The sequence below is a fragment of the Massilia sp. 05N420 genome (assembly GCF_056397205.1).
On the sequence record NZ_JBFTMX010000015.1, the window covers coordinates 146,324 to 169,347 of the forward strand.

Sequence of the window (23,024 nt, forward strand, 5' to 3'; positions counted from 1 at the left end):
CCTAGGGTGCCGCTTTACGCAGGAAGCCCGTGAGCGTGCCGGCCAGCTGCGGATGCAGCGGCAGCGCCGGGTCGCCATACGATGCCATCTGCCGCTGCGGATCGGCCGGCACCTCTTTCAGCACGTGGTTCATCCCGGGGATGATGGCCAGCACGGCGTCCGGCCTGGCGGCCTTCAGCGCCTGCGCCTGCTCGACGCCGACCTGGATGTCGGTCGTGCCCTGCACGATCAGCACCGGCATGCGCAGCGCGGCGATGCGTTGGGACGGCACATACTTCATCCACGAGATCAGATAGGGCTGCACGCTTGGCCGGTACAGCATCGCCAGCGCGGGCGGCACCTCGGCCGCGGTCCTGCCCTGCTCCAGGCTGGCGAGGATGCGCTCGTTGTCGGCCGCGAGCGCCGGCGGCAGCTTGCCGGCGAGCTGCTTGCGCAGCACGGCGCCCGGTCCTTCGGCCACCCCGGCCAGCGACACATAGGCGGCCGCGCCGGCGCGTTCGGCGGCCAGCATGCCGATCAGCGCGCCTTCGCTGTGGCCGATCACCGCCACCTGGCCGAAACGCGGATCGGCCTTCAGCTTCGCGATCCAGGCCGCGGCATCGTCGACGTAGGTGTCGAAGCGCAGCGCCGATTCGTCCGGCGCGCCGGCCCTGCTGGCGCCGATGCCGCGCTTGTCATAGCGGACCGAGGCGAAGCCGGCCTGGCCCAGCGCCTCGGCCAGCAGCTTGAGGCTGTTGTTGGGGCCGGGGAAGGCGGGGTTGTTGCCGTCGCGGTCGGTGGGACCGGAACCGGCGACGATCAGCACCACCGGTGCCTTGCCCTCGACCGCCGGCAGGTGCAGGGTGCCCGCGACCGTGCCGCCGGCGGTGTCGAGCGAGATCGGCTGGTCGCCGGCCGGGGCGGCAAGGGCTTGCGCCGCCACCGCCAACAGCAACATCGACAGCATCGGCCACAGTTTCAGGGATCGGATACCGGTATGCAGTTTCATCGCGCCTCCAAATTTGAAGTTCATCTAATTAGACATTCATCTAAATATTAAGCGCGCAGCCGGCCGTGCGTCAATGCACGGCGGGTAGCGGGATGGAAATAATCAGTGCAGCGTGCGCGCGACGCTCGGGTTCGGATCGGTGTCCGGTTCGTCGTTCATGGGCGTGCGGATCGGCGGCTGGTGCGGGTCGGGCGAGTCGAAAGGCTCCTTGGGCGGCTCTTCGATGGGCGCCGGATCGGGGGCGCGGTGCGCTTCGATGGGTGCAACGAACATGGTCGGTTCTCCTGCTGGCGGAGCCAAAACATTAACATGGGCAGCGGTTTGCCGACGCCCGGCTGGATTACAATGGCGGATTCGACACCAAGGAAATCGCCATGCTGCCCACTCCCGTCGTTGCCGCCGTCCTCGCTCCGCTGGTCCTGTGGCGCGTCTACAGCCGCATCAAGCGCCTGACGACCCGCCAGCGCTCGAAAGTGTGGCGTCACCGCACGACCCTGGTCTTCTTTCCGCTGCTGGTCCTGATGCTGGCGGCGCTGAGCCTGCAGACCGCGCCGATCGCCATTGCCGGCCTCGGCGCCGGACTGGTGCTCGGCATCGTGCTGGGCCGGATCGCCAGCGCCGGCACCAGATTCGAGCAGGCCGGCGACGAGTATTACTTCACGCCGCACGCGCCGATCGGCATGCTGGTCGCGCTGCTGTTCATCGGCCGCATGGGCTACCGCGCCTATGAGTACTATGCGCTGGGCTCCTTCGCCCACCACGAGTTCGTCACCAGCCCCCTGACCCTGTGCATCTTCGGCGTCCTCGCCGGTTACTACATGACTTTCGCGGCCGGTCTGCTTGCCTGGCGCAAGCGCACCGCCGCCGCCGCAATCGCCCAATGAGCATCACCACACTTGCCCTCATCCTCCTTCTTCCTATCCTGGTCTGGCGCATCTACCAGCGCCTGAAAGCCCAGATGACGCGCCAGCGTTCGATCATGTCGCGCCACTACACCGGCCTGCTGGTGTTCGGCGCCATGCTGCTGGTGCCCGCCGCCGGCATGGGCGGCCGGCCGCTGTCGCTGGCCGCGCTGGCGCTCGGCGCCGTCGCCGGCATCGCCCTCGGCATCTACGGCCTGCGCCGCACCCGCTTCGAAGACACCGCCGAGGGCTATTACTTCACCCCGCCGATGCGCATGGGCGTGCTGGTGGGGATGCTGCTGGTGGCGCGCGTGATCTACCTGGGCATCGAGGTCTACATGAACCAGGGCAGCAACCAGCCGAATCCGCGCTTTTCGGACAGCCCGCTGACGATGTACTGCCTGGGCATGACCGCCAGCTATTTCGCCACCTTCTCGGCCAGCCTGATGCGCTGGCGCCTGCGCCTTAGAAAAGAGAACACATGAGACTGAACCGCCGCCGTTTCCTCGAAGCCGTACCGATCGCTTCACTGGGCCTGGCGGCGGGCAGCAGCGCCCATGCGCAATACGGCGGCGCGCCGCCAGGCGGCGCGATGCCTTCCGCGGACATGGACACCCTGGTCGTGCTGGCCGGCGACACCCTGCCGCGCAACCCGGCCGCCGAACCGGCCCGCCTGCAGGCGCTGCTGGACAGGCATGCGAAGCCGGCCGACGGCTACCTGGCGGGCGGTGCGGTGGCGGAACTGGAAGCGAAGTTCTCTGCCCTGCTGGGCAAGGAAGACACGGTCTTCATGCCGACCGGGACCCTCGCCAACCACATCGCCCTGCGCCTGCTGTGCGGCGAGAACCGGCACGCGCTGGTGCAGCAGGAAAGCCACGTCTACCGCGACGAATCGAATACCGTCACCACCCTCAGCGGCATCAACCTGGTGCCGCTGGCGCCGGGCGGGGCCGCGCCCACGCTGGAAGAACTGAACGCGGCGATCGAGCGCGCCGAGGCCGGGCCCTACCCGATCAAGGTCGGCGCGATCGCGCTGGAAAGCCCGGTGCGCCGGGCCCAGGGCGCGAGCTTGACGCCGGCGCTGGTGGCCGGGATCGCCAACATCGCGCGCGCGAAGAAGATCCCGCTGCACCTGGACGGCGCCCGCCTGCTGCTCATGAGCGGCATGGAGGGCTTTCGCGTAACGGACTATTGCGCGCACTTCGACACCGTTTACGTCTCGCTCTACAAATACCTGGGCGCGCCCTTCGGCGGCGTGCTGTCCGGCCCCAGGCCGCTGATGGCGAAGGCGCGCGAGCTGCGCCACCTCTTCGGCGGCGCGATCTACCACGGCTGGCAGGCCGCCCTGCCCGCCCTCGACGCGCTGGACGGCGTCGAAGAGCGCTATGCGCGCGTGCGCGCGGCCGGCGAACGCCTGCTGGCGGCGCTGGAGCGCACGCCGGGCTTCAAGGTGAAACGCATCGAGAACGGCAGCAACCTGGCGGTTCTGGAGTTCGCGCCGCAGCGCCTGGCCGGACTGGAAGAGCGCCTGCAGAAGGCGAACGTACGGCTCAGCAAACTGAACGAGGGGAAGGCGCAGCTCGGCTTCAACGAGTCGATCCTGCGGCGGGATACCGATTACCTGCTCAAGGCGCTGGCAGGCTAAGAACCTATCTCGGTAGGCAGGGGGAAGCTCATGGCGATGCATGGCAAGCGTAGGCAAGGCGCGAGGAGGCCGCATGGCGAGCCATGCAACGACGAGCAACGCCGCCTACGCTTGTCAGGCGCGCCAGGAGCGACTCTTGCCTACTGGGATAGGTTCTAAGTACTTAGACCAGCGACTCCCAGCTCGGCAAATCATGCTTCCTGCGCTGGTGGGCATAGTAGCCGGCCATCGACAAGCCGAAGAACAGCCCGGCACCGCAGGCGCTGAGCAGGGCCGAGGGCATCTCCGTGTTGTGGCGGGACCAGAATCCGACCCACATGACCAGGCCCCAGCCGACGGCGAACCAGCTGCCCGACAACAGGGCGGCGGCGGCGAAACCCATGAAATGCGGCGGCCGCACCTGCACCCCGCAGCGCCACAGCAGACGCATCAAGGGCGGCGCGTAGCTGCTGCATTCGATGCCGCTCTGTTCCAGCAACTCGATGGCCCTGTCTCGTCTTGCCTGGAATTCCATTCTTTCCCTCATCGAAAACGTTTCCCGATGATATCAGCCGACGATGGCCGGGAAATGCGTCAATTCTCACGCACGTATGTCGGCAAGGATCTTGTGCAGCTCTAATACGCAGTACCGGGCCCGGCAGAGAATCGCCGTAAAACCACGCTTCCCGGAGCTCGCATGGTCCTTACCCTCCTGGCCAGGCACTGGCTGGCGCGGCGCCACTATCCTCTACCGTCCTGGCTGGCCTGCGTCGCGCGCAGCCTGCGGGTGCTGCTGTTTCGGCACGCGCACCGGCAACTGCTGGCGCTGGACATCCATCGCCGCTACGTGGCCCTGGCGCACGACGACGTCTTCCACCACCTGAGCCACCGCCACTACCTGGCGAAAGGGCTGTCGCTGCGCCAGCGGGTGCATTGCGTACTCGCCCATTACCGTTTCGAAGAAGGCGCCTTCGACGCCGCCTACAAGCGCGCCGTCTACCGCAACGGCGGCCTGCTCCTGTGGCGGCATGCGGATGCGGCCGGCGGCGGGCGTTTCGAGATCCGGCTGGAGATGGCGCCGCGCCTGAGCGCGGAAGGCGACCTGACGATCGCCATGCGCGCCGGCGGTGTTTGCCTGCACCGCCTGTCCTTCAGCTGGGTCGAGGGCGCCTTCGCCGGGGTCGCCGCGCCCGTCGTCCCATTCATTGCACGCAACCAGGGCCACCGTCTCGATGCCGGCGCCGCCTTTGCCGCCTTCGAGCAGGCTTTTCCGCACAACTCGCCCGGCTTCTTCTGTTTCGCCGCCCTGCAGGGCATCGCGCTGGCCCTCGGCATGCGGCAGGCCGTGGCCGTCAAGGCCGCATGCCAGAGCGCCTGGAAGCCGGCCGACGCCAGGCATTTCGCGAACGCCTACGACGGCTTCTGGGAAAGCCTCGGCGGCGTGCCGATGGCGGGCCGGTGCTGGCGCATCGCCCTGCCCTTTTACCTCAAGCCGCTGTCCGGCGTGCCCGCCAGGCACCGCAAGCGGGCCGCGCTGCGGCGCGGGTGCTGGCAGGCGATCGAGCGGTCGGCGCGGCTGGCGCTGCAGCGGCACCTGGCCGGCAGCGCCGCGCACTGATCCTCAGGCAGCGAAGCCGCCGTCGATCAGCAGGTCGGCGCCGGTCACGAAGCCCGCTTCCGGGCCGGCCAGGTAGGCCACCATCGCCGCCACTTCGTCGGCATGGCCATGGCGCGGCAAGGCCATCAGGCCGTGCAGGCTCTCGGCGAACTCGCCTTCGGCCGGGTTCATGTCGGTGTCGATCGGACCCGGCTGCACATTGTTGACGGTGATCCCGCGCGGCCCGAGGTCGCGCGCCATCCCCTTGACCAATCCGGTGAGCGCCGACTTGCTCATCGCATAGGCGGCGCCGCCCGCGAACGGCATGCGCACGGCATTCGTGCTGCTGATGTTGATGATGCGCCCGCCATCCCGCATGTGGGCGGCGGCGGCCTTCGAGGCCACGAACACGGCGCGCACATTCACCGCCAGGGTCTGGTCGAGGTCGGCCAGCGAGAACTCTTCCACGGAACCCAGCCGCAGCACGCCGGCGCTGTTGACGAGGATGTCGAGGCGGCCGAAGTGGTCGGCGGCGCGGTCGATGGCGCGGGTCAGGGCGTCGGCATCGGCGGCGTCGGCGCGGATCGCGATCGCTTCGCCGCCGCCGGCTTCGATCTCCGCCACCAGGGCTTCGGCGGCGATGGCGGACGACTGGTAGCCGATCGCGACCCTGGCGCCTTCGCGGGCCAGGCGGCGCGCGGTGGCGGCGCCGATGCCGCGCGAACCGCCGTTGATGAAGGCGACCCGATTGTTCAGTCTGGAGTCCATGATGCTTTCCTTTCGTGTGGGTGGTTGGTGAGGAAAGTATGGTCCAGACCACTTGTTCCCGGTAGTCGGCAATCCGGTATTACACTTTCAACCATTGGTATAAGATGAAAGCATGCAAACCGATCTTCCCCCCCACCTCGACTGCTTCGTCGCCGCCGCCGACGAGGCCAGCTTTTCCGCCGCCGCCAGGCGCCTGGGCCTGACCCCGGCGGCCGTCAGCAAGAGCGTGGCGCGGCTCGAAGCCGGCGTCGGCGTGCGCCTGTTCCAGCGCAGCACGCGCAGCCTCAGCCTGACGGCGGAAGGCGAGCGGCTCTACCGCCAGGTGCGCCTGCCCTGGACCGAGATCGCCGATGCCCTGGCCGACCTGCGCCAGGACGCCGGCAAGCCGGCCGGCACCCTGAAGATCGCGATGGCGCCGGCGGTCGGCCGCATGTATTTCGTGCCGCTGCTGGAGGGCTTCCTGGAACGCTATCCGGACGTGGTGCCCGACCTGCATTTCGATAACCGCCAGGTCGACCTGATCGGTGAAGGCTTCGACGTCGCCATCGGCGGCGGCGTGGAATTGACGGACGCCCTGGTGGCGCGCGAACTGGCGCAGGCCAGGTCGGTGCTGGTGGCGGCGCCCGGCTATCTGCGGCGCTTCCCGGCGCCGGAAGAGCCGGAGCAGCTGTCGCGCCATCGCGGCCTGCTGCGGCGCGCGCTCGGGTCGGGCCGCCTGATGCCGTGGACCCTGAAGAGCGGTGCGGGACGCGAAGTCGTGGCGAACGTGCGGCCGGTTGCGGTGCTGGACGATCCGGAAGCGATCGCGCGCGCGGCCGCCATCGGCCTGGGCATCGCGATGCTGCCGATGCCGCATGCCCTGCCCTTGCTGGAGACCGGAGAACTGCTGCGGGTGCTGCCCGACTGGCACGGGCTGAACCGCCCGCTGGCCATCTACTACTCGAGCCGCAAGCTGCTGCCGGCCAAGGTGCGGGTCTTCGTGGAGTATGTGGTGGAAGCGTTCCGCACCGGCGGTGGCGCGAAACGCTTTTCAAGCCGCTGACCCGGTGTCAGGCCGCCTTTGCAGCCGCCTCGCCGGCTGCGCGCCGCTGCAGCACGAAGATCGGCTGCGCCCACTGCACGTCCTTCTTCTTCTTGCTGGTGATGAGGGTCAGGTCCGAAGGATCGTAGACGTCCGTGTTGTGGGTCAGCGGGGTCGTCATCAGGTACTGGGCGTCGGTGTTCTTCAGGAACTCGCCGACCAGCTGGATGTTGCGGATGTCCAGGTGGGCGAAGGGTTCGTCGATGAACACGAAGCCGCCCGAGCCCTCTTCCGACTTGAGCAAACCGATCAGCAGCACCAGCGACTTCATGACCTGCTGGCCGCCGGACGCTTCGCCGTCGTTCATGCCGATCTGGCCCTTGCCGTCGAACTTGAAGCGCACGTGCAGGCCGGCCTGGGCCAGCTGCAGGTCGTCGTTCTCCAGGCGCACCGGATCGACCGTGACCTCGATATTCGCCAGCTCGCCCAGCTCCCTGATGTTCTTCGAGTAGGTCTTGATCGTGTAGCGCAGGCGCTCGATGTAGGCGCCGCGCGCATTGTCGGTGGCTTCGATCGCGCGGTTGTTCTGGTAGCGCCGCTCCTCGGTCTCGTTCTGGCGGTTCGACAGCTGGTCGTTCAGGCGCTCGTACTGGTCGATCACGGTCGGATCGTGTTCCCAGTCGCTGCGCGCCAGCGAGGTGTCGAGCGAACCCACGCGCAGCTTCACCTGGTGGGTGTTCTGGTGCGCGGCCACCAGGGCGGCGCGGCGTTCCGGCTGACGCCAGGCCTTCGGCACGTGGCGCCAGTTGCGGCGCAGCTCCAGCAGGGCGCGCGCATGATCGCTGCGCTGCTCGATCTGGCGGCGGTGGTTCAGGCGCATGCCGGCTTCCGCTTCCGACAGCGCCATGCGGGCGTTCTGCCACACGGTGTCGGCGCGGGTGCGGGTGACGGTCGCGTTCTTGGTCAGCACCTGCAGCTCGCCCAGGCGCGCGCCGACTTCCAGGCGCTCGGTCTTGAGCGGCTCGATGGCGCGCGTGGCTTCCTCGAACTCGGCCTGGCGCGCGCTCAGTTCCTTGACGGCGTCGACGCCGGCGATGCGCACGCGCAGCGCCGACACCTCGGTCGCCAGCTTGCTGATCTCCAGCGTCAGCTTGTCTTCCTGGGCCTCCAGGGCCGGCAGCGCTTTCTGGATCGCTTCCAGGCGCTGGGTCTTGCCGGCCGCGCCGAAGCGGTAACGCGAGGGCTCAACAAATAACGAGCGCCCGCCGCGGCGTTCGCGGTGATACGCGTCCGGCGTGATCCACTCGTCGGCATCGCTCTTGAAGCCGGCGTCGACGGATTCGACGCGCTCGATGCGCTCGAGCTGGTCGATCAGCCAGGACGGCGCCTTCGAGCTGAAACGCACCACCGACAGCAGGGTGTCGTCCTTGACCACCGGCGCGCTGACGCAATCCGGCACGATGAAGTGGCGGTAGCGCTCCTTTTCGGCCAGCTTGTACGCCGCCGGCGCATCCTTGGCATTCTCCAGCAGCACCACCGAGGCGTAACCGCCCAGCACGCCCTCGACGGCGCCCTGCCATTTCGGGTCCGTCACTTCGACGATATCGGACAGCATCGCATGCCGGATGTTCGCGTCGTTCAGCGCGCGGCGCATCAGGCGCTGGGCTTCCGGTTCCGGCATCGAGCTCTTGCCCTGCAGGGCCGAGATGGTCGACAGCTCGCCGGCGATGCGCGCCGCCAGGTTGTCGCGCTCGGTCTTCTTCTTCGCCAGCTGCGCTTCTTTGGCTTCCAGCTGGGTGGTCACCTCGGCGATGTCGGCGCCGGAATCCGCGGCCAGCTTCTGCAGGCGCTCCTTCTGTTCCAGCAGGCTTTCCAGGGGTTTCAGCTTGCGGTTGACTTCCGTGAGGCGGCCGGCCAGGGTGTTCGCTTCCTGCTCCAGCTGCACTTCCTGCTGCTGGGCTTCGGTCAGCGCGCGCTGCTGGGCCGCCAGCGCGTGGCGCTTCTCGGCCAGCTGGCTGTCGGCCTGCATCAGCGGCTTCTTCGCTTCGCGCAGGGCGCGGCTGGTCTGGGCCGCCTTTTCGCGCGCCTCGTGGTATTCCAGGCTGGGCAGCGCTTCCTCGACCAGGGCGCGGCGTTCCTTGTTCAGGTCTTCCCACTGGTGATAATTCGCGACGCGCAGGCGCAGGCCTTCGAGGTTGATGCGCGAGGTTTCCAGCTCGGCCTCGAAGCGCTTCAGCTCCGTTTCGGTATCGCGCTGGTGGCGCTTGGCTTCGTCGTAGGCGTCCAGCACTTCCTTGTCGCCGAAGACCTGGAACACCAGGTCCAGCAGCTGGCGCGGCGAGTATTCGCACAGCTTGTCGGTCTCGCCCTGCTCCAGCGCCAGCACCTTCGACATCGCCGGCGACAGGCCGGCCGAGGCCAGGCGCTTGCGGTAATTCTCGACGCCCAGCCAGTCGCTGGCCTCGGTCACTTCCTCGATGTCGATATTCCCCGGCCGCATCAGGTACTGGCGCTTCCAGTCGCCGCCGTTCTTCTGCACCTGGCAGAACAGCGTGACTTCGTCGTCGCTGAAGAAACCGCTGTGGCGGAACGGACGGTTCGACAGCTGGCGGCCGGACGGCTTGTTGTCGACCACGGCGCGGATCCAGGCGCTCTGCTGGCCCGAGTGGCGCGCATAGTGTTTATAGGTGCGGCCCATCGAGCAGTCGAGGCCGAACAGGGTGCGCAGCGCGTCGAGCAGCGTGGTCTTGCCGGAGCCGTTCTGGCCGGCGATGGTGATGATCTTGGCGTCCAGCGGGATGTTCTTGATCCGCTGCCAGTAGTCCCAGTGGACCAGCTCGAGAGATTTAATGTGGAACATGCGCTTTACTCCTGGGATTCGGGGGCGGCTTCGGCGGGAACCTCGGCGGGAGCCTCGGCGGCGACAGGCTCCGCCGATGCGGCTTCCGTGGCACCCGCATCGTTGGCCGCTTCGCTGACCGGGCGGCGTACCGCCCTCAGCGGCGCGCGCTTGAACACCTCGGCCAGGGCGCCGTTGATGATGCGCTCCTTCAGCAGGTCGGTGTCCATCAGCAGGTCGAGCAGCGGGCCTTCGAGGATCACGTCGCCGCGGCGCTCGATGAAGCCGAGCTTCGACAGCAGGCCCAGGTTCATGTCCATGCGGGTCTTCTTGCCCAGCTTGTCGCCGAAGTCGGCCAGCAGCGCGGTGTAGGAGATGCCGATCGAGGTGTCCTCGGCGCGCGGGATCGGATTGTCCTTGTCGAACATGTCCGACTGGTCGACGTCGATGGCCTGGTGGGTTTCCTGGCGCTGGCGCTTGGGCAGGATGATCTGCGCCCACAGCACCACCAGCAGGGCCACGCCGTCGCGGGTCAGGCCGAAGTTATTGTTCTGCCAGATGTCCTTGGCGCCGAAGATCTTCGGCTCGACGTTGCGGTGCAGGGCCAGGGTGACGTGGTCGGCATACACGTTGTCGATCAGCTTCAGGCCGGATTCCAGCAGGCGCTTGTCGATCTCGGCGCGGAAGGTATCGTCGGACAGCGCGCGCTTGACCATCTTGTCGTCGCGGCGCAGGGTCTGGTGCGTGAGCAGCCGCGCAATCAGGATCTGTGCATCGTCATTCATCGTCTTTTCTGTCCAAATCTAGCTCAGTTTCCATAATCAAGGAGAGGGTCGCGAGCGACATCGCCGCCACGTGGGGGTCGTCCAGCTGGACCATTTCATCCTCGGAATTGAAGCGTACCGGCAGGCGCGCCAGTTCGGCGGTCGGGCCCTGCAGGCTGGCCTCGGCGGGGTCGCCCAGCAGCGGCAGCAGCGAGGCGCGGTAGGACGCCACCGCGAAGCTGGCCGGCAGCAGCGAATCCTGGATCGGTACGCTCTTCGGCGCGCCTTCGGCCATGACGGGGAAGTTGTCGAGGTTGGCGAAGTCGGCCAGGCGCTTGATCCAGTCGTCGAGCTCGCCCTGCATGGCCGGGTTGTCGTTGATGGTCAGCGGCGCGTCCTCGCCGCTCGGCAGGCCGCCCGGCGCCACGTTGACCGCGCGCTCCATCATCAGCTCGGTCTCGGCGACGTCGATCATCTCGGCCGGCGTGACGAACAGCGGCAGGACCGGACGCTCGATCGCGCCCTCGGCCAGGCTGGCCAGGTCGTCGTGGGCCAGCAGCCAGCGCTTGATGTCGGTGGTCGACAGGCCGGACTGGCCCAGGTGCACGCGCTGGCGCTCGATCTGGTTCAGGGCGCGCGAGAACATGCCCTGCATGTTCAGCAGCGAAGACTGGGCGCGGCCGATCGCCTGCGCCGCCTTGTGCGTGGCCGCATCCGCCTGCTCGCTCGAGGTGATCGCGCGCAGGATCGCCGAGCCCTTCTCGACCCAGTCGCAGGCCATGTGCCACTTCGCCTGCGAGGCGCGCAGGCGGAATTCGGAACCGGAGGCGATCGCGTCGCGGAACTCCTCGTGCAGCTCGACCAGGCGGCCCAGCAAATGCTTCAATTGCTCGACCGTGACGCCGCCGACGGCCTGGGCGCCGGCCACCTGCGACAGCAGGAAACCCATCTCGGCCTCGTCCTCTTCCGGGCGGCCGAGCGCCAGCAGGGTGTCGAGGGCGGCCAGGACATTGCGCGCCAGCGGCGTGATGCGGTAGACCGCGGCCGGATTGTCCCAGGCCAGCAGGCCGTGCGAACGCAGGCGGCCCAGCACCGTCTCCAGGCTTTCCGGGATCAGGTAGGCGAACTTCTGGTTGATGTCGGCGCGCGAAAAGGCGGACTCGCCCGTTTCGGCGGCCAGCTCGCGCAGCACCAGCAGGCGCACGATCACGCCGTCCTGGCCGCCGTGGAACAGGGCCGTGAACGCCTGCAGCATGGGCTGGGCGCGCTTGAGGTGATAGACCTGCTCGATCTCGTCCGGCGCCACTCCCTCGTGGAAGTGGGCCTGCAAGGGATCCGGAGCGCCGGTCGCCAGTTCGTCTTGCGCTATGGAATGGAGGTCGGCGGCGGCGGCGCCTGCCAGGTTGTCGATCATCGTAAGGCTTACCAGTTGCCGGTTTCGTAACGCGTGCGGCGGCCAAGGCGGCGTGCGCGGGGGCGTCAGTATAACAGTTCAAACGAGCAGTTAAGACCAAGCAACTTTTAAGAACTGGCTAATACGCAACGGAATGAAGGCAAAAATACCTTGCACTGAATGCAATATTTTGCTTTCGCACTATGGAGAACCGAGCCGCGCGCTCTTCATCTTTCAGCCGCCAGATAATGGCTATCATGACAACGATTGAAGGAGAAATGCCATGCAACGAACACTTGCCACCGCAGCCTTCACCCTGGCCATCTGCCTGATGCAGCCCGCCGTGCTGGCCGCCCAGCCGAAGGAGCAGAACGGCGTCAGCTACATCAACGGCGGCGTCGGCCAGGACGAGCAGAACGCGATGCGCGCCCTGCGCGCCGACTACAACCTGCAACTGACTTTCGCCACCCGGCAGACCGGCGCCTACCGCTCCGACGTCCAGCTCGACATCACGGACGCCAGGGGAGGCAATGTGCTGAGCGTGGCGAATACCGGGCCAATGTTCTTTGCCAAACTGCCGCCCGGCGTGTATCACATCAGCGCCTCGGCCGAAGGCAAGACCTTCAAGCGTAGCGTGCGGATGGGGAATGCGCCGAAGGAGATCGTGTTGCACTGGGAGAATGATTCGCTGGAAGATCCGGGGGTGCAGGACTAGTTGTCGTCGCCCTGCGCCGTCAAATGGATTGGTTTACTTGCGAGTGATCTTCTCCAGCGTCTGCTCCACATAATCGCGGTCGTTGTCGACGAACTTCAACTTGACCGGATACCACTCCAGCGACGGCGCCAGCCAGATGTCGAGGGTCTGGTCCTTCGAGCCCGGCGGCGGTTCGCGCAGCACGTGGATGGTGTCGACCGTGCCGATGGCGGCGCCGGCCTGCACTTTTTCGCGGCCGATCACGCGGAAGGTCCAGGGATCGGCATCGTGGGGGCCGACCACGAAGAAGTCCCAGTCCGAGCCCGGCTTGAACTTGTCCTTGGCCGCACGCGCCACCCCGATCAGCTGCCACGAGATCGACACCCGGTCCTGCTCGCCGCCCTTGATCGCGTAGCTCTTCTTGCCGTCGCTGAAGCCGATGGTCCTGGCCTCGCGGTCGAAATTCGCCGTGACCGGGTCCTTGCGGAAGCGCTTGTCGTAGTACTCGTTCGGCGCCAGGCCGTAGCTGTCGATCGTGCCGGTGCTGCGGTTCTCGGTCAGCTTGCCCAGCAGGGCCACGCGCGAATCGGTGTTGATCGTATACTTCCCGTCGCCCTGGCGCCAGCTCAGCGTGGCTTCGCCGTTCAGCGTGAAGCCGCGCTGGCGGGCGCTGATCGAGTACGACAGGTCGGCCGAGGGCGGCAGGTTAAAGGGACGCATCTGCGCCGGATGCTCGTCCGCCGCGGGCGCGCCCCGGGCCGTCATCGCCGCCGCCAGCAGTCCACCCGCAGCGGCCAGTTTCCACATCTTGTTCATATCAGCTTCCTGAATTCTTCATCACGATTTTGTTCGCGGTCTGGGTCGTCACCGCCCCGCTCGCTTCGAGGTTACGGATCTGCACCGGAACCCAGCCGTAGTCGGGCGCCAGCCACAGGTCCAGGCGCGAGTTGTACGAGCCGGGCTTGGGCGGACGCGTCAGGTGCCAGGTGGCGATCCTGCCCATGCCCGTGTCGATCTGTTCCTGGCCGAGCACCACAAAGCTGAAAACGCTCGCATCGCGGTCTTCGCCGACAAGGATGTCGATATTTCCCGACAATTGCTGCGGATCGCCGCGCGCGATCGCGGCCAACTGCAGCGGCACGCTGGCCTTGTCCTGGGCGCCCCAGACCAGCGGATATGTTGCTTCCGACGCTGAAAAACTGAGCCTGCCGTCCTTGCGGTTGAAATGGGTGGCCGTCATCGACCGCCCGCGCCGCTTTTCCGTCATCAAGGTCGGCATGAAGCCTTCCTCGCCAACCGTACCTTCGCTGGTCACGGTCAGCAGGTTCACGTGGGCGAACACCACCGTGATGCCGGCTTCGACACGGATCTTGTACGAGGTCGGCGTGATCGTCCACGACAGCTGGGAATCACCGCTCCATTGCGTGCCGTTGGCGTCGGTGCGCGCGACGTCCAGTTGGATCTCGGCGGCGGGCGGCAGGTCGACCTTGTAGTGACGCGCTTCAGGGGCGGGCTTGGGCGGCGCCGGTTCCGCTGCCGGCTGCGCCTGCGCGGCGGCCTGGGAGGATTGTACGTCGGCCGCGGCGGTCGGGGCGCTCCCCTGCCCGGCTGCAAGTACTCCGGCGGCGGCATCGGGCGCCGCTGCCTGCGCGCCATCGCCGGATCCGGGACCGGCCGCGGCGCCCTGGCCGGCCTCGTCCACCTCCACCGGCTCGGGCGGCAAGCGCGGCAGCGGCGGCGGTTCGAGCGCGGGCCGGAGAGGCAGCGGCAGCGGCTGGGGCGGCGGCGTGGCCGGCGTCTCCACCAGTTCCGCCACCACCAGCGGCGCCTCGCGCCGCACGCTGTCCCCGCGCGGCCGTCCGACCTGGGCGCTGAACCAGTCCAGCACGGCCAGGTGCAGCAGGACCGTGACCGCACCCAGCACGATTTTCCGGCGGCGGTTCGGGGCGAAAGCGAGGCTCATCCGGCTAGTGTAACGTCTATGAGGGCCATAAGTAATCTGATACGCTAGGAGCGCTCCACGTCCCGACCTCTAACAGGAGAAGACCACCATGCTGAAACCACCTGCAGCCAATATGCCCGGGATGACGGATACGCTGGACTTCGTCAAGAACCTCTGGGGTTCGATGAACCTTCCGGGCACGAACATGTCGGGCATGAGCGCGCCGCCGCTCTCGACCGAAGACCTCGACAAGCGGATCGCCGACCTGAAGGCCGTCGAATCCTGGCTCAACATGAACCTCACCATGCTGCGCGGGACCATCCAGACCATGGAAGTGCAGCGCGCCACCCTGTCGACCCTCAAGACCATGGGCGCCTCGATGGCCGAGGCGATGCGCCAGTCGGGCGTGAGCGCCGAGAAGATGGCGGGCATGCCCTTCTCTTCTTTCTTCGGCCAGCCGGGGGCATCCGCGGCCGGGGATGCCGGCGGTGGCGGCTCGGCCCAGCCTGGTGCGGCTGCGCCGGCGCAGGACCCGGCCGCGGCCACGGGCATGCCGGCTGCGTTGGCGTGGTGGAATATGCTTCAGGAACAGTTCACTCAGGCAGTAGCGACGGCGATGGCGCCTGGCGATGGCGCCGCCAAGGCCGAGCCGCAGGGCGAGGCGCCGGCTGCGCCGTCATCGCAGACGGAACCCGCACCCGACGCAGCGCCGAACGGCAGTGGCCGTGCACGCGGCGGCAAGCCGAAGGCCGACAAGGCGTAGGGTGGGCACCCTGTGCCCACGGGAGCTAACGTAACGCTGGCTTCACGCGTGGACTCTGAGAGCCCACCCTAGGCAGCTTCCTCGGTCGGCTGGGCTTGCGGCTGCAACTGCGCCAGCTGCTCCATCAGCTGCGCGAAGCGCTGCTGCCCCGGCAGCAGGTGGTCGACGTGGTGCAGCACCTCGTAGGCTTCGGCGGACAGCTTGTCGTCGTAGCCGTGCTGCTGCATGTGCGACAGCATGATCTGGGCCGCGTTGAACAGGATCCGCTGGTTGTTCGGCACCGCCTTGCGCGCGTTGCGCATCCACTCCACCGCTTCGGCCAGCTTGCCGGTCTTCCATAGCAGCACGCCCTGGTTCATCAGGTCCGCCGCTTCCTTCTTCGAGCTGCGGATCAGGTCCAGGCCCTCTTCGCCCATGCGCGCCTTCTCGAAGATCGCCTGCACTTCGTCCAGCAGCAACGGGTTGTCGTGGTTATTGCGGATCACGTAGCACAGCAGCTCGGCCGGCGCATCCTTCACGCCCACCGCGAACAGCAGGGTCGCCAGTTCCAGGCAGGTGGCGGTGTCGGGGCGTTCGGCGCTCTGCTTCAGCATCTCTTCGAGCTCGTCGCCGGCCTTGCGCGCGCGCCGGTAGTCGCCGCTCTCGTGATAGACCAGGCCTTCGGTGATCTTCGTGCGCAGCAGCATGTCCGGATGCTCGTGGCCGAATTCGCGCTGGGCCGCCTGCAGTAGCTGCAGGGCTTCCTTCGGATCGTTCTTCTGGCCGCACACGCGCGCCAGGCCCAGGTAGGCGTCCGGCGTCTTCATGATCGAGTACTCGCCGATCGCGATGCACTTGCGGAAGGCCTTCTCGGCCATCTGCACATTGCCCAGCTTGAGCGCGATATTCCCCAGGTTGCGCTGGCGCGGCACCGAGTTCGGCGACAGCCTGGCGGCGCGTTCCAGGATCGCGCAGGCTTCCTCCGCCTTGCCCATGTTCTGGTAGGACGCGGCCAGCTGGTCGTAGGCGTCGATGTAGTAGCGGTTTTCCGCGATCACGCTCTGGAACATCTGGCGCGCCTGCTCGAACTCGCCGTTCGCCATGCGGATCTTGGCCAGGCCGGCGCGCGCCCACTGGTATTCGCGCTGTTCCAGCACCTGCTCGTAGACTTCGCGCGCCTTGGCCGGCTGGCCGCTCTTTTCCATCAACCTGGCCTTCATGCGCAGCAGGTCGAGGGCGTGGATCTTGTCGTTCCCGATCTGGGCGTCGCACAGCCTGGCCGCGCGCAAATAATCCTTTTCCGCATACGCCTGGTCGATCATGCGGAACACCTGCTTCTTGTGCCACACGCGGTTCAGGCGGGTCAGCAGCACACCCTCGGTGATCGGCTTGATCAGGTAGGCGTCCGGCTGGTGCTCGGCCGCGCCCATCACCGATTCCACGCTCTTCTCGGCCGACACCATCAGCCACACGGTGCTCGGGTTGAGCAGGTTGCGCACCCGCGCTTCTTCCAATACCTGCTGGCCGTTCTTGCCTTCGCCGAGGTTGTAATCGCACAGCACCACGTCGTAGCGGATGCGCGACAGCAGGCCCATCGCCTCGCCGCCGCTCGAGGCCTGGTCGATGTTCTTCGCGCCCAGGCTGCGCAGGCTCTCGCGCAGCAGCTGGCGCACGCCGACGAAGTCGTCGACCACCAGGTAGTTCTTGTCGGCCCAGTCGATCTGGTCGGCCGCGGCGGCGGCAACGCCCGGATTCGCGAGGTTCATGGCAGTCTCAGGATGAAGCAGCCGCCGCCATAGGCCCCGCCGTTCTCCAGGCGCAGGCTGCCGCTGCGGCCGCGGTGGCGATGCATCTTCGCGACTTCGCTGGAAAAATACAGGCCCAGGCCGGCGCTGTTGGTCAGGAAGTTGACCCCGCTGCCCTGCTCGCGGGTCGCGATCGCGCCGGCTTTCAGCAGGGCCGGCGGGTAGCCGGGGCCATTGTCCTCGACGCGCAGTTCGAGCCAGCCGTCCAGCTCGCGGATCGCTAGGCGCACGGTGTCGCAGGTGTAGTGGATGGCGTTGTTGATCGCATGCGAGAGCACGCCGACCACCAGGTCTTCGTCGAAGTGCCAGATCAGGGCCGGGTCATAGTCGAGTTCCAGCCGGATGCCGCGCGACTTCAGCAGCACGCGCTCGATCGCCACCACCTGCTCGACCAGCTGGCCGAGCGCGAGCGGCTGCACGTCGAAGGGGTATTCCGGCTTGCCGACCTGCTTGTACAGCGCCAGCAACTGCATCAGGTTGTCGTTCAGGCGCTTGGTCTGGTACAGCATGTGCGCCATCTGCGGATAGGCCGATTCCGTCTTGGGGGACGCGTCGACGAGCAGGCGCTCCAGCGTGCCGGACAGGACGCTGATCGAGTTCTTCATGTCGTGCGCGGTCGATGCAAGGAACAGGAACAGGTCGTGCGAGTCGGGCGCGGGGGTCGGGTGGTCTGCCGTCAGGTCGTCCATCTCAACCTTTCAGATGTGAAATGTTGCTGGACGTTAATTATACCTTTAGTCGGTGTAATTACTTACAGGAAATCAACTCTCCTCGGCCTGTGGCCCCCGGCTGGTGCGGCGCGCGCGCAACACGAAACGGGCCGGATCGAGGGCGTCGACCAGCGCCGATTCCAGCGGCAGGGGCTCGCCTTCGAGCTGGGCGGCGAGCAGCTCGGCGGCCCAGCCGGCCCAGATCAGGCCGCGCGAGGCATAGCCCAGCAGCGCGTACAGGCCGGGGTGGCGCGGCACGTCGCGCAGGCGTTCGGTACTGCCGGCCGCGTCAAAGTCCGGCACGCGGCCGACCAGCGGCAGGCGGTCCGGGGCGATGCAGCGGAAGCCGACCCGGCCCTGCAGCGGCGCGCCCTGCGCCGCCTGCGGATCGGACAGCAGGCCGCGCAGGCGTTCCAGGTTTTCCTCGTGGCTGGCGGGCGAGAGTTCGGGATTGTCGTCGAGGTCGTAGGTGGCACCGGCGCTGACGACGCCGTTCGACGGCGGGGTCAGGTAGGCTTCGCGGCACAGCACCACCGGCAGGGCCGGCAGCATGTCCGCCGGCAGGTGGCTGACCTGGCCGCGCATGGTCGTCAGCGGCAGCGGCGCTGCATGCGGAAGCTGGATCGCGCCGGCGCCGTTGGCCAGGATCAGGTTGGGCGCGCGCGCCACCAAGGCGCCCTGCTCGTCATGCACCAGCCAGTGCCCGTCCTCGCGGGCAATGCGCACGTTGCCGACGCCAAAGCGCTGCTGCAGCCGTCCGCCGCAGGCCGCCAGCATGGCTTCGCAGACGCTGCCGGGCCGGGCCCAGCCGCCCTGGCGGAACAGCCAGCCGCCATCCGGTGCGGGCAAGCCCAGCAGGGCCTCGGCCTGCGGCTGCTCGAGCCATTCGGCAAAGCCGGCCGGCAACGCGCCGCTGGCGGCGATGGCGCGCTGCACCTCGGCGTGGCCGGGATCGCGCGCCAGCTGCAGCACGCCGCAGGCATCGCCTTCGATGCTGCGGYCGGGACCGATGCCGCCCAGGCGCTCCCAGTGGCGCAGCGCGTACAGGTAGGCGGCGCGGGTCAGGCGGGTCGGTATGTTGTCGTCGCGCGAGACCAGCGGCATGAAGATGCCGGCGCGGTTGCCGGAGGCTTCCATGGCGGGCTTCTCGTGGCGCTCGACCAGGGTCACTTCCCAGCCGCGCGCGCACAGGCGCTCGCAGGCGGCGGAGCCGGCGATGCCGGCGCCGAGCACGATGGCGCGCCGCTCCGGCGCCGGCGGCTGCGGCGGCCGCGGCTTGCGGCTGGCGAAGCGCGCCTTCTGCTTGCCGGCCAGCCGGTCCGCTTCGCTGCAGGGCTCGAACACGAAGCCCTGGACTTCCAGCGCGGCCACCTGCTCAGCCGTCAGGCCCTGGCCCAGCAGGCGGGCCTGGGGCGCGGCCACCCGCGCCAGCGCGCGCGCAAACTCCGCGCCGGCGTTCTCGATGCCGTGCAGGCGGAACAGGTCGACCCGCGCCGCCAGCTGGCCGAGGGCCGTATCGATGGGGGCATTCAGCAGGTCCAGCGTCAGGCCGGGCTCGGGCTGGGGAATGCGGTGGAAGCCCGGCAGCAGGCAGTCGGGCTCCGATTGCGTGCACAGGGCGATCACGTGCAGGTGCGGCGAGCGGTGCGGATCGGTGCGCCAGACGTCGGCGAGCACCCGGAACGAGGCGCCGTCGCCATAGTCGCTGTCGAAGACCGTATAGTGCGCCTGGGTGCACCATGCATCCCGGTAGTCCATGTTCAGCTCCTGCCGTGGGCCCCGCTGCGTTGGCGGCACATGCAGCCGCGGTCGTGGTCGTCCACCATGCCGATCCCCTGCATGTAGGCGTAGACGATGGTCGAGCCGACGAACTTGAAGCCGCGCTTGCCGAGGTCCTTCGAAATGCGGTCGGACAGTTCGGTGCGCGCCGGCCGTGCGCCGTCCGGCCAGTCGTTGACGATCGCTTGATGGTCGACGAAGGTCCACAGGTAGCGGTCGAGCGTCAGCCCCTGCTCGCGCATGGCCAGGTAGGCCTTCGCATTGTTGATGGCGGCCGCGACCTTCAGGCGGTTGCGCACAATGCCGGGATTGGCCAGCAGCTCGGCCACCTTGGCGTCGTCGTAGCGGGCGATCTTGGCGGCGTCCCAGCCGTCGAAGGCGCTGCGGTAGCTGTCGCGCTTGTTCAGGATCGTCTCCCAGGACAGGCCGGCCTGCGCCCCTTCGAGATTCAGCATCTCGAACAGCGTGGTCTCGTCATGGCAGGGCACGCCCCACTCGTGATCGTGATAGGCGATGTAGCGCGGATTGGCCATATTGGCCCAGGTGCAGCGGGTGGTATCCATATCGGAAGTATAAACCCGGCGGACGCTCGATGAATGGGAAGCTGCCAGCGCCTTCTTGTATCAAAATGTCTACATTGAAACAGGAATTTCTTAAAGAATATGGAATTGTTAATTGCAAACAGTTACCCTGTAGGATCTCTCCTACTTTAACCTCCGGACATGCACAGCCGTCGAGCCTACCTGCGGCAAACCATGAAGCAGCCGCGCGGCAGCGCTCACGCCGGCCGTGCAGGCGGCGCCGGCGCCGTTGCGCGTTGCCGCCCAGGCCGCGCCGGCACCGGCGCGGCATGTGTATCCGTATTCGATCGTCCCCGGCGGCGTGACCAGCCGCACCGAGCTGGCTCGCGCCGTCCTCGCCGACAAGACCGTGGCCGCGCATTACGCGGGATTCGACACCGACAAGGCAGAGCTGCGCACGGTGCCGAAGGCGCGCGCCGTGTACGTGTCCTACCGCAAGGGCGACCAGGTGTACTGGACCGCGAAGAAGGTGATACTGGCCGAGGGCGAGGCCGTGCTGTCCGACGGCCGGAGCGATATCCGCGCGCGCTGCGGCAACCGCATTTCGGACATGCCCCAGCTGCCGGTCGAGGTCAAGGGCCCGTCCGAGCAGGAACTCGACACCCCGGTCGAGCAAGCCCAGGCGGCCGGGGACGGTGCGCTGCGCGAGATCGCCTTCGATCCGGACGAGGACGGGGGTGAAGGCCAGTCCTTCGTGGCGCAATCCTTCGCGAACGGGGCCGGCCTGCTGACAGCCGCCCAGGCGCAGGCCCGCTTCGCCCAGGCCGGCGTCGCCGGCGGCGGCGCGGGCTATCTCGATTCCCTGGCCGACACCGGGCGCAGGAATACCATGCTCGCCATGCTGGCGAATTCGGCTTCCGGCCTCGGCGGCAGGACACCGAACGGCGGCAACGGCGGCGCGGCGAACGGCGGCGCGGGGAACACGTCCGGCGGATCGACCAGCGGCGGCGGCATCGCGACCGGGGGTCTCGGCAGTCACAACACCGGCGATACGGCGCCGGCCGGTTCCGATGGCGAAAGCGCGGGCGGCAGCGGCGGCAGCGGAGGCGGCACGGGCGGCTCCGGCGGCAAGCCGGCCGAGCCGCCCCCGGGTCCCGATCCGGTTACCGATCCACGTCCCGATCCGGGTTCCAATCCACTGCCGGGCCGCGACAATCCGCCCAAGGACCATCCCTTGCCCGAGCCGGGCAGCCTGTGGCTGAGCGGCATGGCCGGCGCTGCCCTTTTCCTGCAGCGCCGCCTGCGCCGCCGTTCACGCTAGGCGCAGCCGCTTACCAGTAACTAGGGCAAGCCCGCCCACGCAATCGCCACCAGCGCCAGTATGGCCAGCAGCGCACACAGCGCCAGTGCCGCCATCGTCACCCCACCAATGATCAGGCGGACAGCGCCTGCTCCAGCCGCCTCACCCCGGCGCGGATCTGGGCCGGCGTGAAGGCCGAAAAGCCCAGCAGCATCCCCGGCGGCACCGCGCAGTCCGGGCCGGCGGCCGGGTTCACGTAGTAGGACAGGGACCGCACATCGACCCCGGCGGCGGATGCGCGGGCGACGGCTTCCTCCTCGCCGAGACCATTCATGAGCCCCACGCACAAATCCAGGCCGGCATCCGACGGACCGCAGGCCAGTAGCCCCCGCATGCGGCTGTCCAGCGCCTCCAGCATGGCGATGCGCCGCTCGCCGTAGGCATCGCGGGTGCGCCGGATATGGCGCGCGAAGTGTCCTTCCTGGATGAAGTCGGCCAGCACCGCCTGCGGCACGATGGGGCTGTGGCGGTCGACCACCGCCTTGGCGCGCGCCAGCGGCGCCGCCAGCGCCGGCGGCGCCACCACGTAGCCCAGGCGCAGTCCCGGAAACAGCACTTTCGACAGGGTGCCGACGTAGATCACGCAGTTCGCGCGGTCGAGGCCCTGCAGCGAGGCCAGCGGCGGGCCGGTATAGCGGTACTCGCTGTCGTAGTCGTCCTCGACGATCCAGGCGCGCTTGGCCTCGGCCCAGCGCAGCAGCTCCAGGCGCCGCGCCAGGCTCATGGTGGCGCCCAGCGGCAGCTGGTGCGAGGGCGTGGCGAAGGCCATGCGCGCATCCGGATAGCGGGCCGCGGCGTAGGCGACGTCCATGCCTTCGGCATCGACCGGCACCGGGCAAATCTTCGCGCCGGCCACCGCGAACGGCGCCAGCGCGCCCTGGTAGCCGGGCGACTCCAGCCAGACGCCCTCGCCCGGCGCCAGCAGCAGCTGGGCCAGCAGATACAGGGCCTGCTGCGAACCGTTGGTGATGACGATCTGCTCCGGCATGCAGCGCACCCCGCGCGAGGCTTTCAGGTAGGCGCACAGCAGTTCGCGCAGCGGCGGATGGCCGGCCGCGCCGCCATAGCCCAGCGGGACTTCGCGGCGGCGCCAGTGGCGCGCCTCGAGCTTGCGCCAGACCTCGAAGGGGAACAGGTCCAGGCCCGGCATGCTCATGCGGAAGGTGCGCAAGGGCCCGTCGTGGTGGCGTACGCGCGCCATCGCCGAGGCCATCGCTTCGCCCCGCGCGGACAGCGGTCGCACCAGCGGCGGCGCGGCGTCCGGCGGCGCGCTCCGGCGTGCCGCCGCCGGCAGCGAGGCGCTCACGAACGTTCCCTTCCCCACCGCCCCTTCCAGGTAGCCCTCGGCCATCAGCTGCTCGTAGGCGGCCAGCACCGTCTGGCGCGAGACCTTCAATAGCCGGCCCAGTTCGCGGGTGGCGGGCAGCCGCACCGTGGGCTGTACCGCGCCAGACAGGATCGCTTCCTTCATCCGCAGATACAGCTGGCGGAACAGCGGCGTGGCCGCATCGCGCTCGAGCGGAATGGCGGCGAGGATGGCGTGGACGTGCATGGGCATCTCAAAAAATTGGTACG

Annotated in this window: 22 protein-coding genes; 8 read left to right on the forward strand and 14 right to left on the reverse strand. The window is 68.0% G+C overall.

Annotated elements, in window-relative coordinates; genetic code table 11:
• Position 1 precedes the first annotated feature (1 nt).
• On the reverse strand, positions 2-988 hold the full coding sequence (locus AC1DIX_RS11880; protein ID WP_477324482.1) for an alpha/beta hydrolase: 987 nt from the start codon (positions 986-988) through the stop codon (positions 2-4).
• Positions 989-1,090: 102 nt separating this feature from the next.
• Positions 1,091-1,261, reverse strand: a complete 171-nt coding sequence (locus tag AC1DIX_RS11885; RefSeq protein WP_441935004.1) for a hypothetical protein — start codon at positions 1,259-1,261, stop codon at positions 1,091-1,093.
• A gap of 101 nt (positions 1,262-1,362) precedes the next feature.
• On the opposite strand from AC1DIX_RS11885, the gene AC1DIX_RS11890 reads away from it, so the two are divergent.
• Genes AC1DIX_RS11890 through AC1DIX_RS11900 form a run of 3 tightly spaced genes read left to right on the forward strand, consistent with a single transcriptional unit; the run spans position 1,363 to position 3,535 of the window.
• Positions 1,363-1,872, forward strand: a complete 510-nt coding sequence (locus AC1DIX_RS11890; protein WP_441935003.1) for a CcdC protein domain-containing protein — start codon at positions 1,363-1,365, stop codon at positions 1,870-1,872.
• Positions 1,869-2,375 carry a CcdC protein domain-containing protein gene (locus AC1DIX_RS11895; protein ID WP_477324484.1) on the forward strand — a complete coding sequence of 169 codons (507 nt, stop codon included), beginning with the start codon at positions 1,869-1,871 and terminating at the stop codon, positions 2,373-2,375. The genes AC1DIX_RS11890 and AC1DIX_RS11895 overlap by 4 nt, the downstream gene beginning before the upstream one ends.
• Positions 2,372-3,535, forward strand: a complete 1,164-nt coding sequence (locus AC1DIX_RS11900; RefSeq protein ID WP_441935001.1) for a threonine aldolase family protein — start codon at positions 2,372-2,374, stop codon at positions 3,533-3,535. The genes AC1DIX_RS11895 and AC1DIX_RS11900 overlap by 4 nt, the downstream gene beginning before the upstream one ends.
• Positions 3,536-3,698: 163 nt before the next feature.
• On the opposite strand, the gene AC1DIX_RS11905 is transcribed toward AC1DIX_RS11900, so the two are convergent.
• Entirely contained in the window at positions 3,699-4,049 is a 351-nt protein-coding gene (locus tag AC1DIX_RS11905; RefSeq protein ID WP_441935000.1) for a DUF6404 family protein, read from the reverse strand.
• A gap of 162 nt (positions 4,050-4,211) precedes the next feature.
• Between AC1DIX_RS11905 and AC1DIX_RS11910 the strand changes: the two genes are divergently transcribed.
• The gene (locus tag AC1DIX_RS11910; RefSeq protein ID WP_477251943.1) at positions 4,212-5,132 is read left to right on the forward strand and encodes a DUF535 family protein; all 921 of its coding nucleotides are present in this window, start codon (positions 4,212-4,214) and stop codon (positions 5,130-5,132) included.
• Between the two features lie 3 nt (positions 5,133-5,135).
• On the opposite strand, the gene AC1DIX_RS11915 is transcribed toward AC1DIX_RS11910, so the two are convergent.
• Entirely contained in the window at positions 5,136-5,879 is a 744-nt protein-coding gene (locus AC1DIX_RS11915) for an SDR family oxidoreductase (protein WP_441934998.1), read from the reverse strand.
• Positions 5,880-5,991: 112 nt separating this feature from the next.
• Between AC1DIX_RS11915 and AC1DIX_RS11920 the strand changes: the two genes are divergently transcribed.
• Positions 5,992-6,921, forward strand: a complete 930-nt coding sequence (locus AC1DIX_RS11920; RefSeq protein WP_477324487.1) for a LysR family transcriptional regulator — start codon at positions 5,992-5,994, stop codon at positions 6,919-6,921.
• Between the two features lie 7 nt (positions 6,922-6,928).
• Here the strand turns inward: AC1DIX_RS11920 and AC1DIX_RS11925 are convergent, their stop codons facing one another.
• From AC1DIX_RS11925 to AC1DIX_RS11935, 3 genes are read right to left on the reverse strand one after another with little or no spacing between them, the layout of a single operon-like run.
• Positions 6,929-9,760, reverse strand: a complete 2,832-nt coding sequence (locus AC1DIX_RS11925) for an ATP-binding protein (protein WP_441934996.1) — start codon at positions 9,758-9,760, stop codon at positions 6,929-6,931.
• Positions 9,761-9,765: 5 nt separating this feature from the next.
• A complete protein-coding gene (locus tag AC1DIX_RS11930; RefSeq protein WP_477324489.1) occupies positions 9,766-10,524 on the reverse strand; it encodes a hypothetical protein in 759 nt (252 codons plus the stop codon).
• Entirely contained in the window at positions 10,517-11,917 is a 1,401-nt protein-coding gene (locus AC1DIX_RS11935) for a hypothetical protein (protein ID WP_477324491.1), read from the reverse strand. Before AC1DIX_RS11935 ends, AC1DIX_RS11930 begins: the two co-directional genes overlap by 8 nt.
• 262 nt (positions 11,918-12,179) lie before the next feature.
• Here AC1DIX_RS11935 and AC1DIX_RS11940 point away from each other — a divergent pair, with 262 nt between their 5' ends.
• Entirely contained in the window at positions 12,180-12,611 is a 432-nt protein-coding gene (locus AC1DIX_RS11940) for a hypothetical protein (RefSeq protein ID WP_477324493.1), read from the forward strand.
• Positions 12,612-12,644: 33 nt separating this feature from the next.
• Here AC1DIX_RS11940 and AC1DIX_RS11945 read toward each other — a convergent pair whose 3' ends face one another.
• Positions 12,645-13,406, reverse strand: coding sequence for a DUF3108 domain-containing protein (locus AC1DIX_RS11945; RefSeq protein ID WP_477324495.1), 762 nt, complete (start codon positions 13,404-13,406; stop codon positions 12,645-12,647).
• Position 13,407: 1 nt separating this feature from the next.
• Positions 13,408-14,553, reverse strand: a complete 1,146-nt coding sequence (locus tag AC1DIX_RS11950; protein WP_477324497.1) for a DUF3108 domain-containing protein — start codon at positions 14,551-14,553, stop codon at positions 13,408-13,410.
• Positions 14,554-14,641: 88 nt separating this feature from the next.
• On the opposite strand from AC1DIX_RS11950, the gene AC1DIX_RS11955 reads away from it, so the two are divergent.
• Entirely contained in the window at positions 14,642-15,295 is a 654-nt protein-coding gene (locus tag AC1DIX_RS11955) for a PhaM family polyhydroxyalkanoate granule multifunctional regulatory protein (protein ID WP_477324499.1), read from the forward strand.
• Between the two features lie 68 nt (positions 15,296-15,363).
• Here the strand turns inward: AC1DIX_RS11955 and AC1DIX_RS11960 are convergent, their stop codons facing one another.
• The 4 genes from AC1DIX_RS11960 to AC1DIX_RS11975 all read right to left on the reverse strand — a co-directional run bounded on the left by AC1DIX_RS11960 (position 15,364) and on the right by AC1DIX_RS11975 (position 20,131).
• A complete protein-coding gene (locus AC1DIX_RS11960; protein ID WP_477324501.1) occupies positions 15,364-17,040 on the reverse strand; it encodes a tetratricopeptide repeat protein in 1,677 nt (558 codons plus the stop codon).
• A complete protein-coding gene (locus AC1DIX_RS11965) occupies positions 17,037-17,768 on the reverse strand; it encodes a sensor histidine kinase (protein WP_441934988.1) in 732 nt (243 codons plus the stop codon). The genes AC1DIX_RS11960 and AC1DIX_RS11965 overlap by 4 nt, the downstream gene beginning before the upstream one ends.
• A gap of 72 nt (positions 17,769-17,840) precedes the next feature.
• Positions 17,841-19,547, reverse strand: coding sequence for an FAD-dependent 5-carboxymethylaminomethyl-2-thiouridine(34) oxidoreductase MnmC1 (gene mnmC1 / locus AC1DIX_RS11970; RefSeq protein WP_477324503.1), 1,707 nt, complete (start codon positions 19,545-19,547; stop codon positions 17,841-17,843).
• Positions 19,548-19,549: 2 nt separating this feature from the next.
• A complete protein-coding gene (locus AC1DIX_RS11975) occupies positions 19,550-20,131 on the reverse strand; it encodes a DNA-3-methyladenine glycosylase I (protein ID WP_441934986.1) in 582 nt (193 codons plus the stop codon).
• A gap of 247 nt (positions 20,132-20,378) precedes the next feature.
• On the opposite strand from AC1DIX_RS11975, the gene AC1DIX_RS11980 reads away from it, so the two are divergent.
• Entirely contained in the window at positions 20,379-21,410 is a 1,032-nt protein-coding gene (locus tag AC1DIX_RS11980; RefSeq protein WP_477324505.1) for a hypothetical protein, read from the forward strand.
• A gap of 112 nt (positions 21,411-21,522) precedes the next feature.
• Here AC1DIX_RS11980 and pdxR read toward each other — a convergent pair whose 3' ends face one another.
• Positions 21,523-23,001, reverse strand: a complete 1,479-nt coding sequence (pdxR, locus tag AC1DIX_RS11985; RefSeq protein ID WP_441934984.1) for a MocR-like pyridoxine biosynthesis transcription factor PdxR — start codon at positions 22,999-23,001, stop codon at positions 21,523-21,525.
• Positions 23,002-23,024 lie beyond the last annotated feature (23 nt).

Bases quoted from the DNA above. Each gene is read 5' to 3' on its own strand.
- AC1DIX_RS11940 (WP_477324493.1), top strand. From the start codon at position 12,180: ATGCAACGAACACTTGCCACCGCAGCCTTCACCCTGGCCATCTGCCTG.
- AC1DIX_RS11935 (WP_477324491.1), bottom strand. From the start codon at position 11,917: ATGATCGACAACCTGGCAGGCGCCGCCGCCGCCGACCTCCATTCCATA.
- AC1DIX_RS11920 (WP_477324487.1), top strand. From the start codon at position 5,992: ATGCAAACCGATCTTCCCCCCCACCTCGACTGCTTCGTCGCCGCCGCC.
- pdxR (WP_441934984.1), bottom strand. From the start codon at position 23,001: ATGCACGTCCACGCCATCCTCGCCGCCATTCCGCTCGAGCGCGATGCG.
- AC1DIX_RS11975 (WP_441934986.1), bottom strand. From the start codon at position 20,131: ATGGATACCACCCGCTGCACCTGGGCCAATATGGCCAATCCGCGCTAC.
- AC1DIX_RS11950 (WP_477324497.1), bottom strand. From the start codon at position 14,553: ATGAGCCTCGCTTTCGCCCCGAACCGCCGCCGGAAAATCGTGCTGGGT.
- AC1DIX_RS11930 (WP_477324489.1), bottom strand. From the start codon at position 10,524: ATGAATGACGATGCACAGATCCTGATTGCGCGGCTGCTCACGCACCAG.
- AC1DIX_RS11885 (WP_441935004.1), bottom strand. From the start codon at position 1,261: ATGTTCGTTGCACCCATCGAAGCGCACCGCGCCCCCGATCCGGCGCCC.
- AC1DIX_RS11915 (WP_441934998.1), bottom strand. From the start codon at position 5,879: ATGGACTCCAGACTGAACAATCGGGTCGCCTTCATCAACGGCGGTTCG.
- AC1DIX_RS11895 (WP_477324484.1), top strand. From the start codon at position 1,869: ATGAGCATCACCACACTTGCCCTCATCCTCCTTCTTCCTATCCTGGTC.
- AC1DIX_RS11925 (WP_441934996.1), bottom strand. From the start codon at position 9,760: ATGTTCCACATTAAATCTCTCGAGCTGGTCCACTGGGACTACTGGCAG.
- AC1DIX_RS11965 (WP_441934988.1), bottom strand. From the start codon at position 17,768: ATGGACGACCTGACGGCAGACCACCCGACCCCCGCGCCCGACTCGCAC.
- AC1DIX_RS11900 (WP_441935001.1), top strand. From the start codon at position 2,372: ATGAGACTGAACCGCCGCCGTTTCCTCGAAGCCGTACCGATCGCTTCA.
- AC1DIX_RS11905 (WP_441935000.1), bottom strand. From the start codon at position 4,049: ATGGAATTCCAGGCAAGACGAGACAGGGCCATCGAGTTGCTGGAACAG.
- AC1DIX_RS11955 (WP_477324499.1), top strand. From the start codon at position 14,642: ATGCTGAAACCACCTGCAGCCAATATGCCCGGGATGACGGATACGCTG.
- AC1DIX_RS11910 (WP_477251943.1), top strand. From the start codon at position 4,212: ATGGTCCTTACCCTCCTGGCCAGGCACTGGCTGGCGCGGCGCCACTAT.
- AC1DIX_RS11890 (WP_441935003.1), top strand. From the start codon at position 1,363: ATGCTGCCCACTCCCGTCGTTGCCGCCGTCCTCGCTCCGCTGGTCCTG.
- AC1DIX_RS11960 (WP_477324501.1), bottom strand. From the start codon at position 17,040: ATGAACCTCGCGAATCCGGGCGTTGCCGCCGCCGCGGCCGACCAGATC.
- AC1DIX_RS11880 (WP_477324482.1), bottom strand. From the start codon at position 988: ATGAAACTGCATACCGGTATCCGATCCCTGAAACTGTGGCCGATGCTG.
- AC1DIX_RS11945 (WP_477324495.1), bottom strand. From the start codon at position 13,406: ATGAACAAGATGTGGAAACTGGCCGCTGCGGGTGGACTGCTGGCGGCG.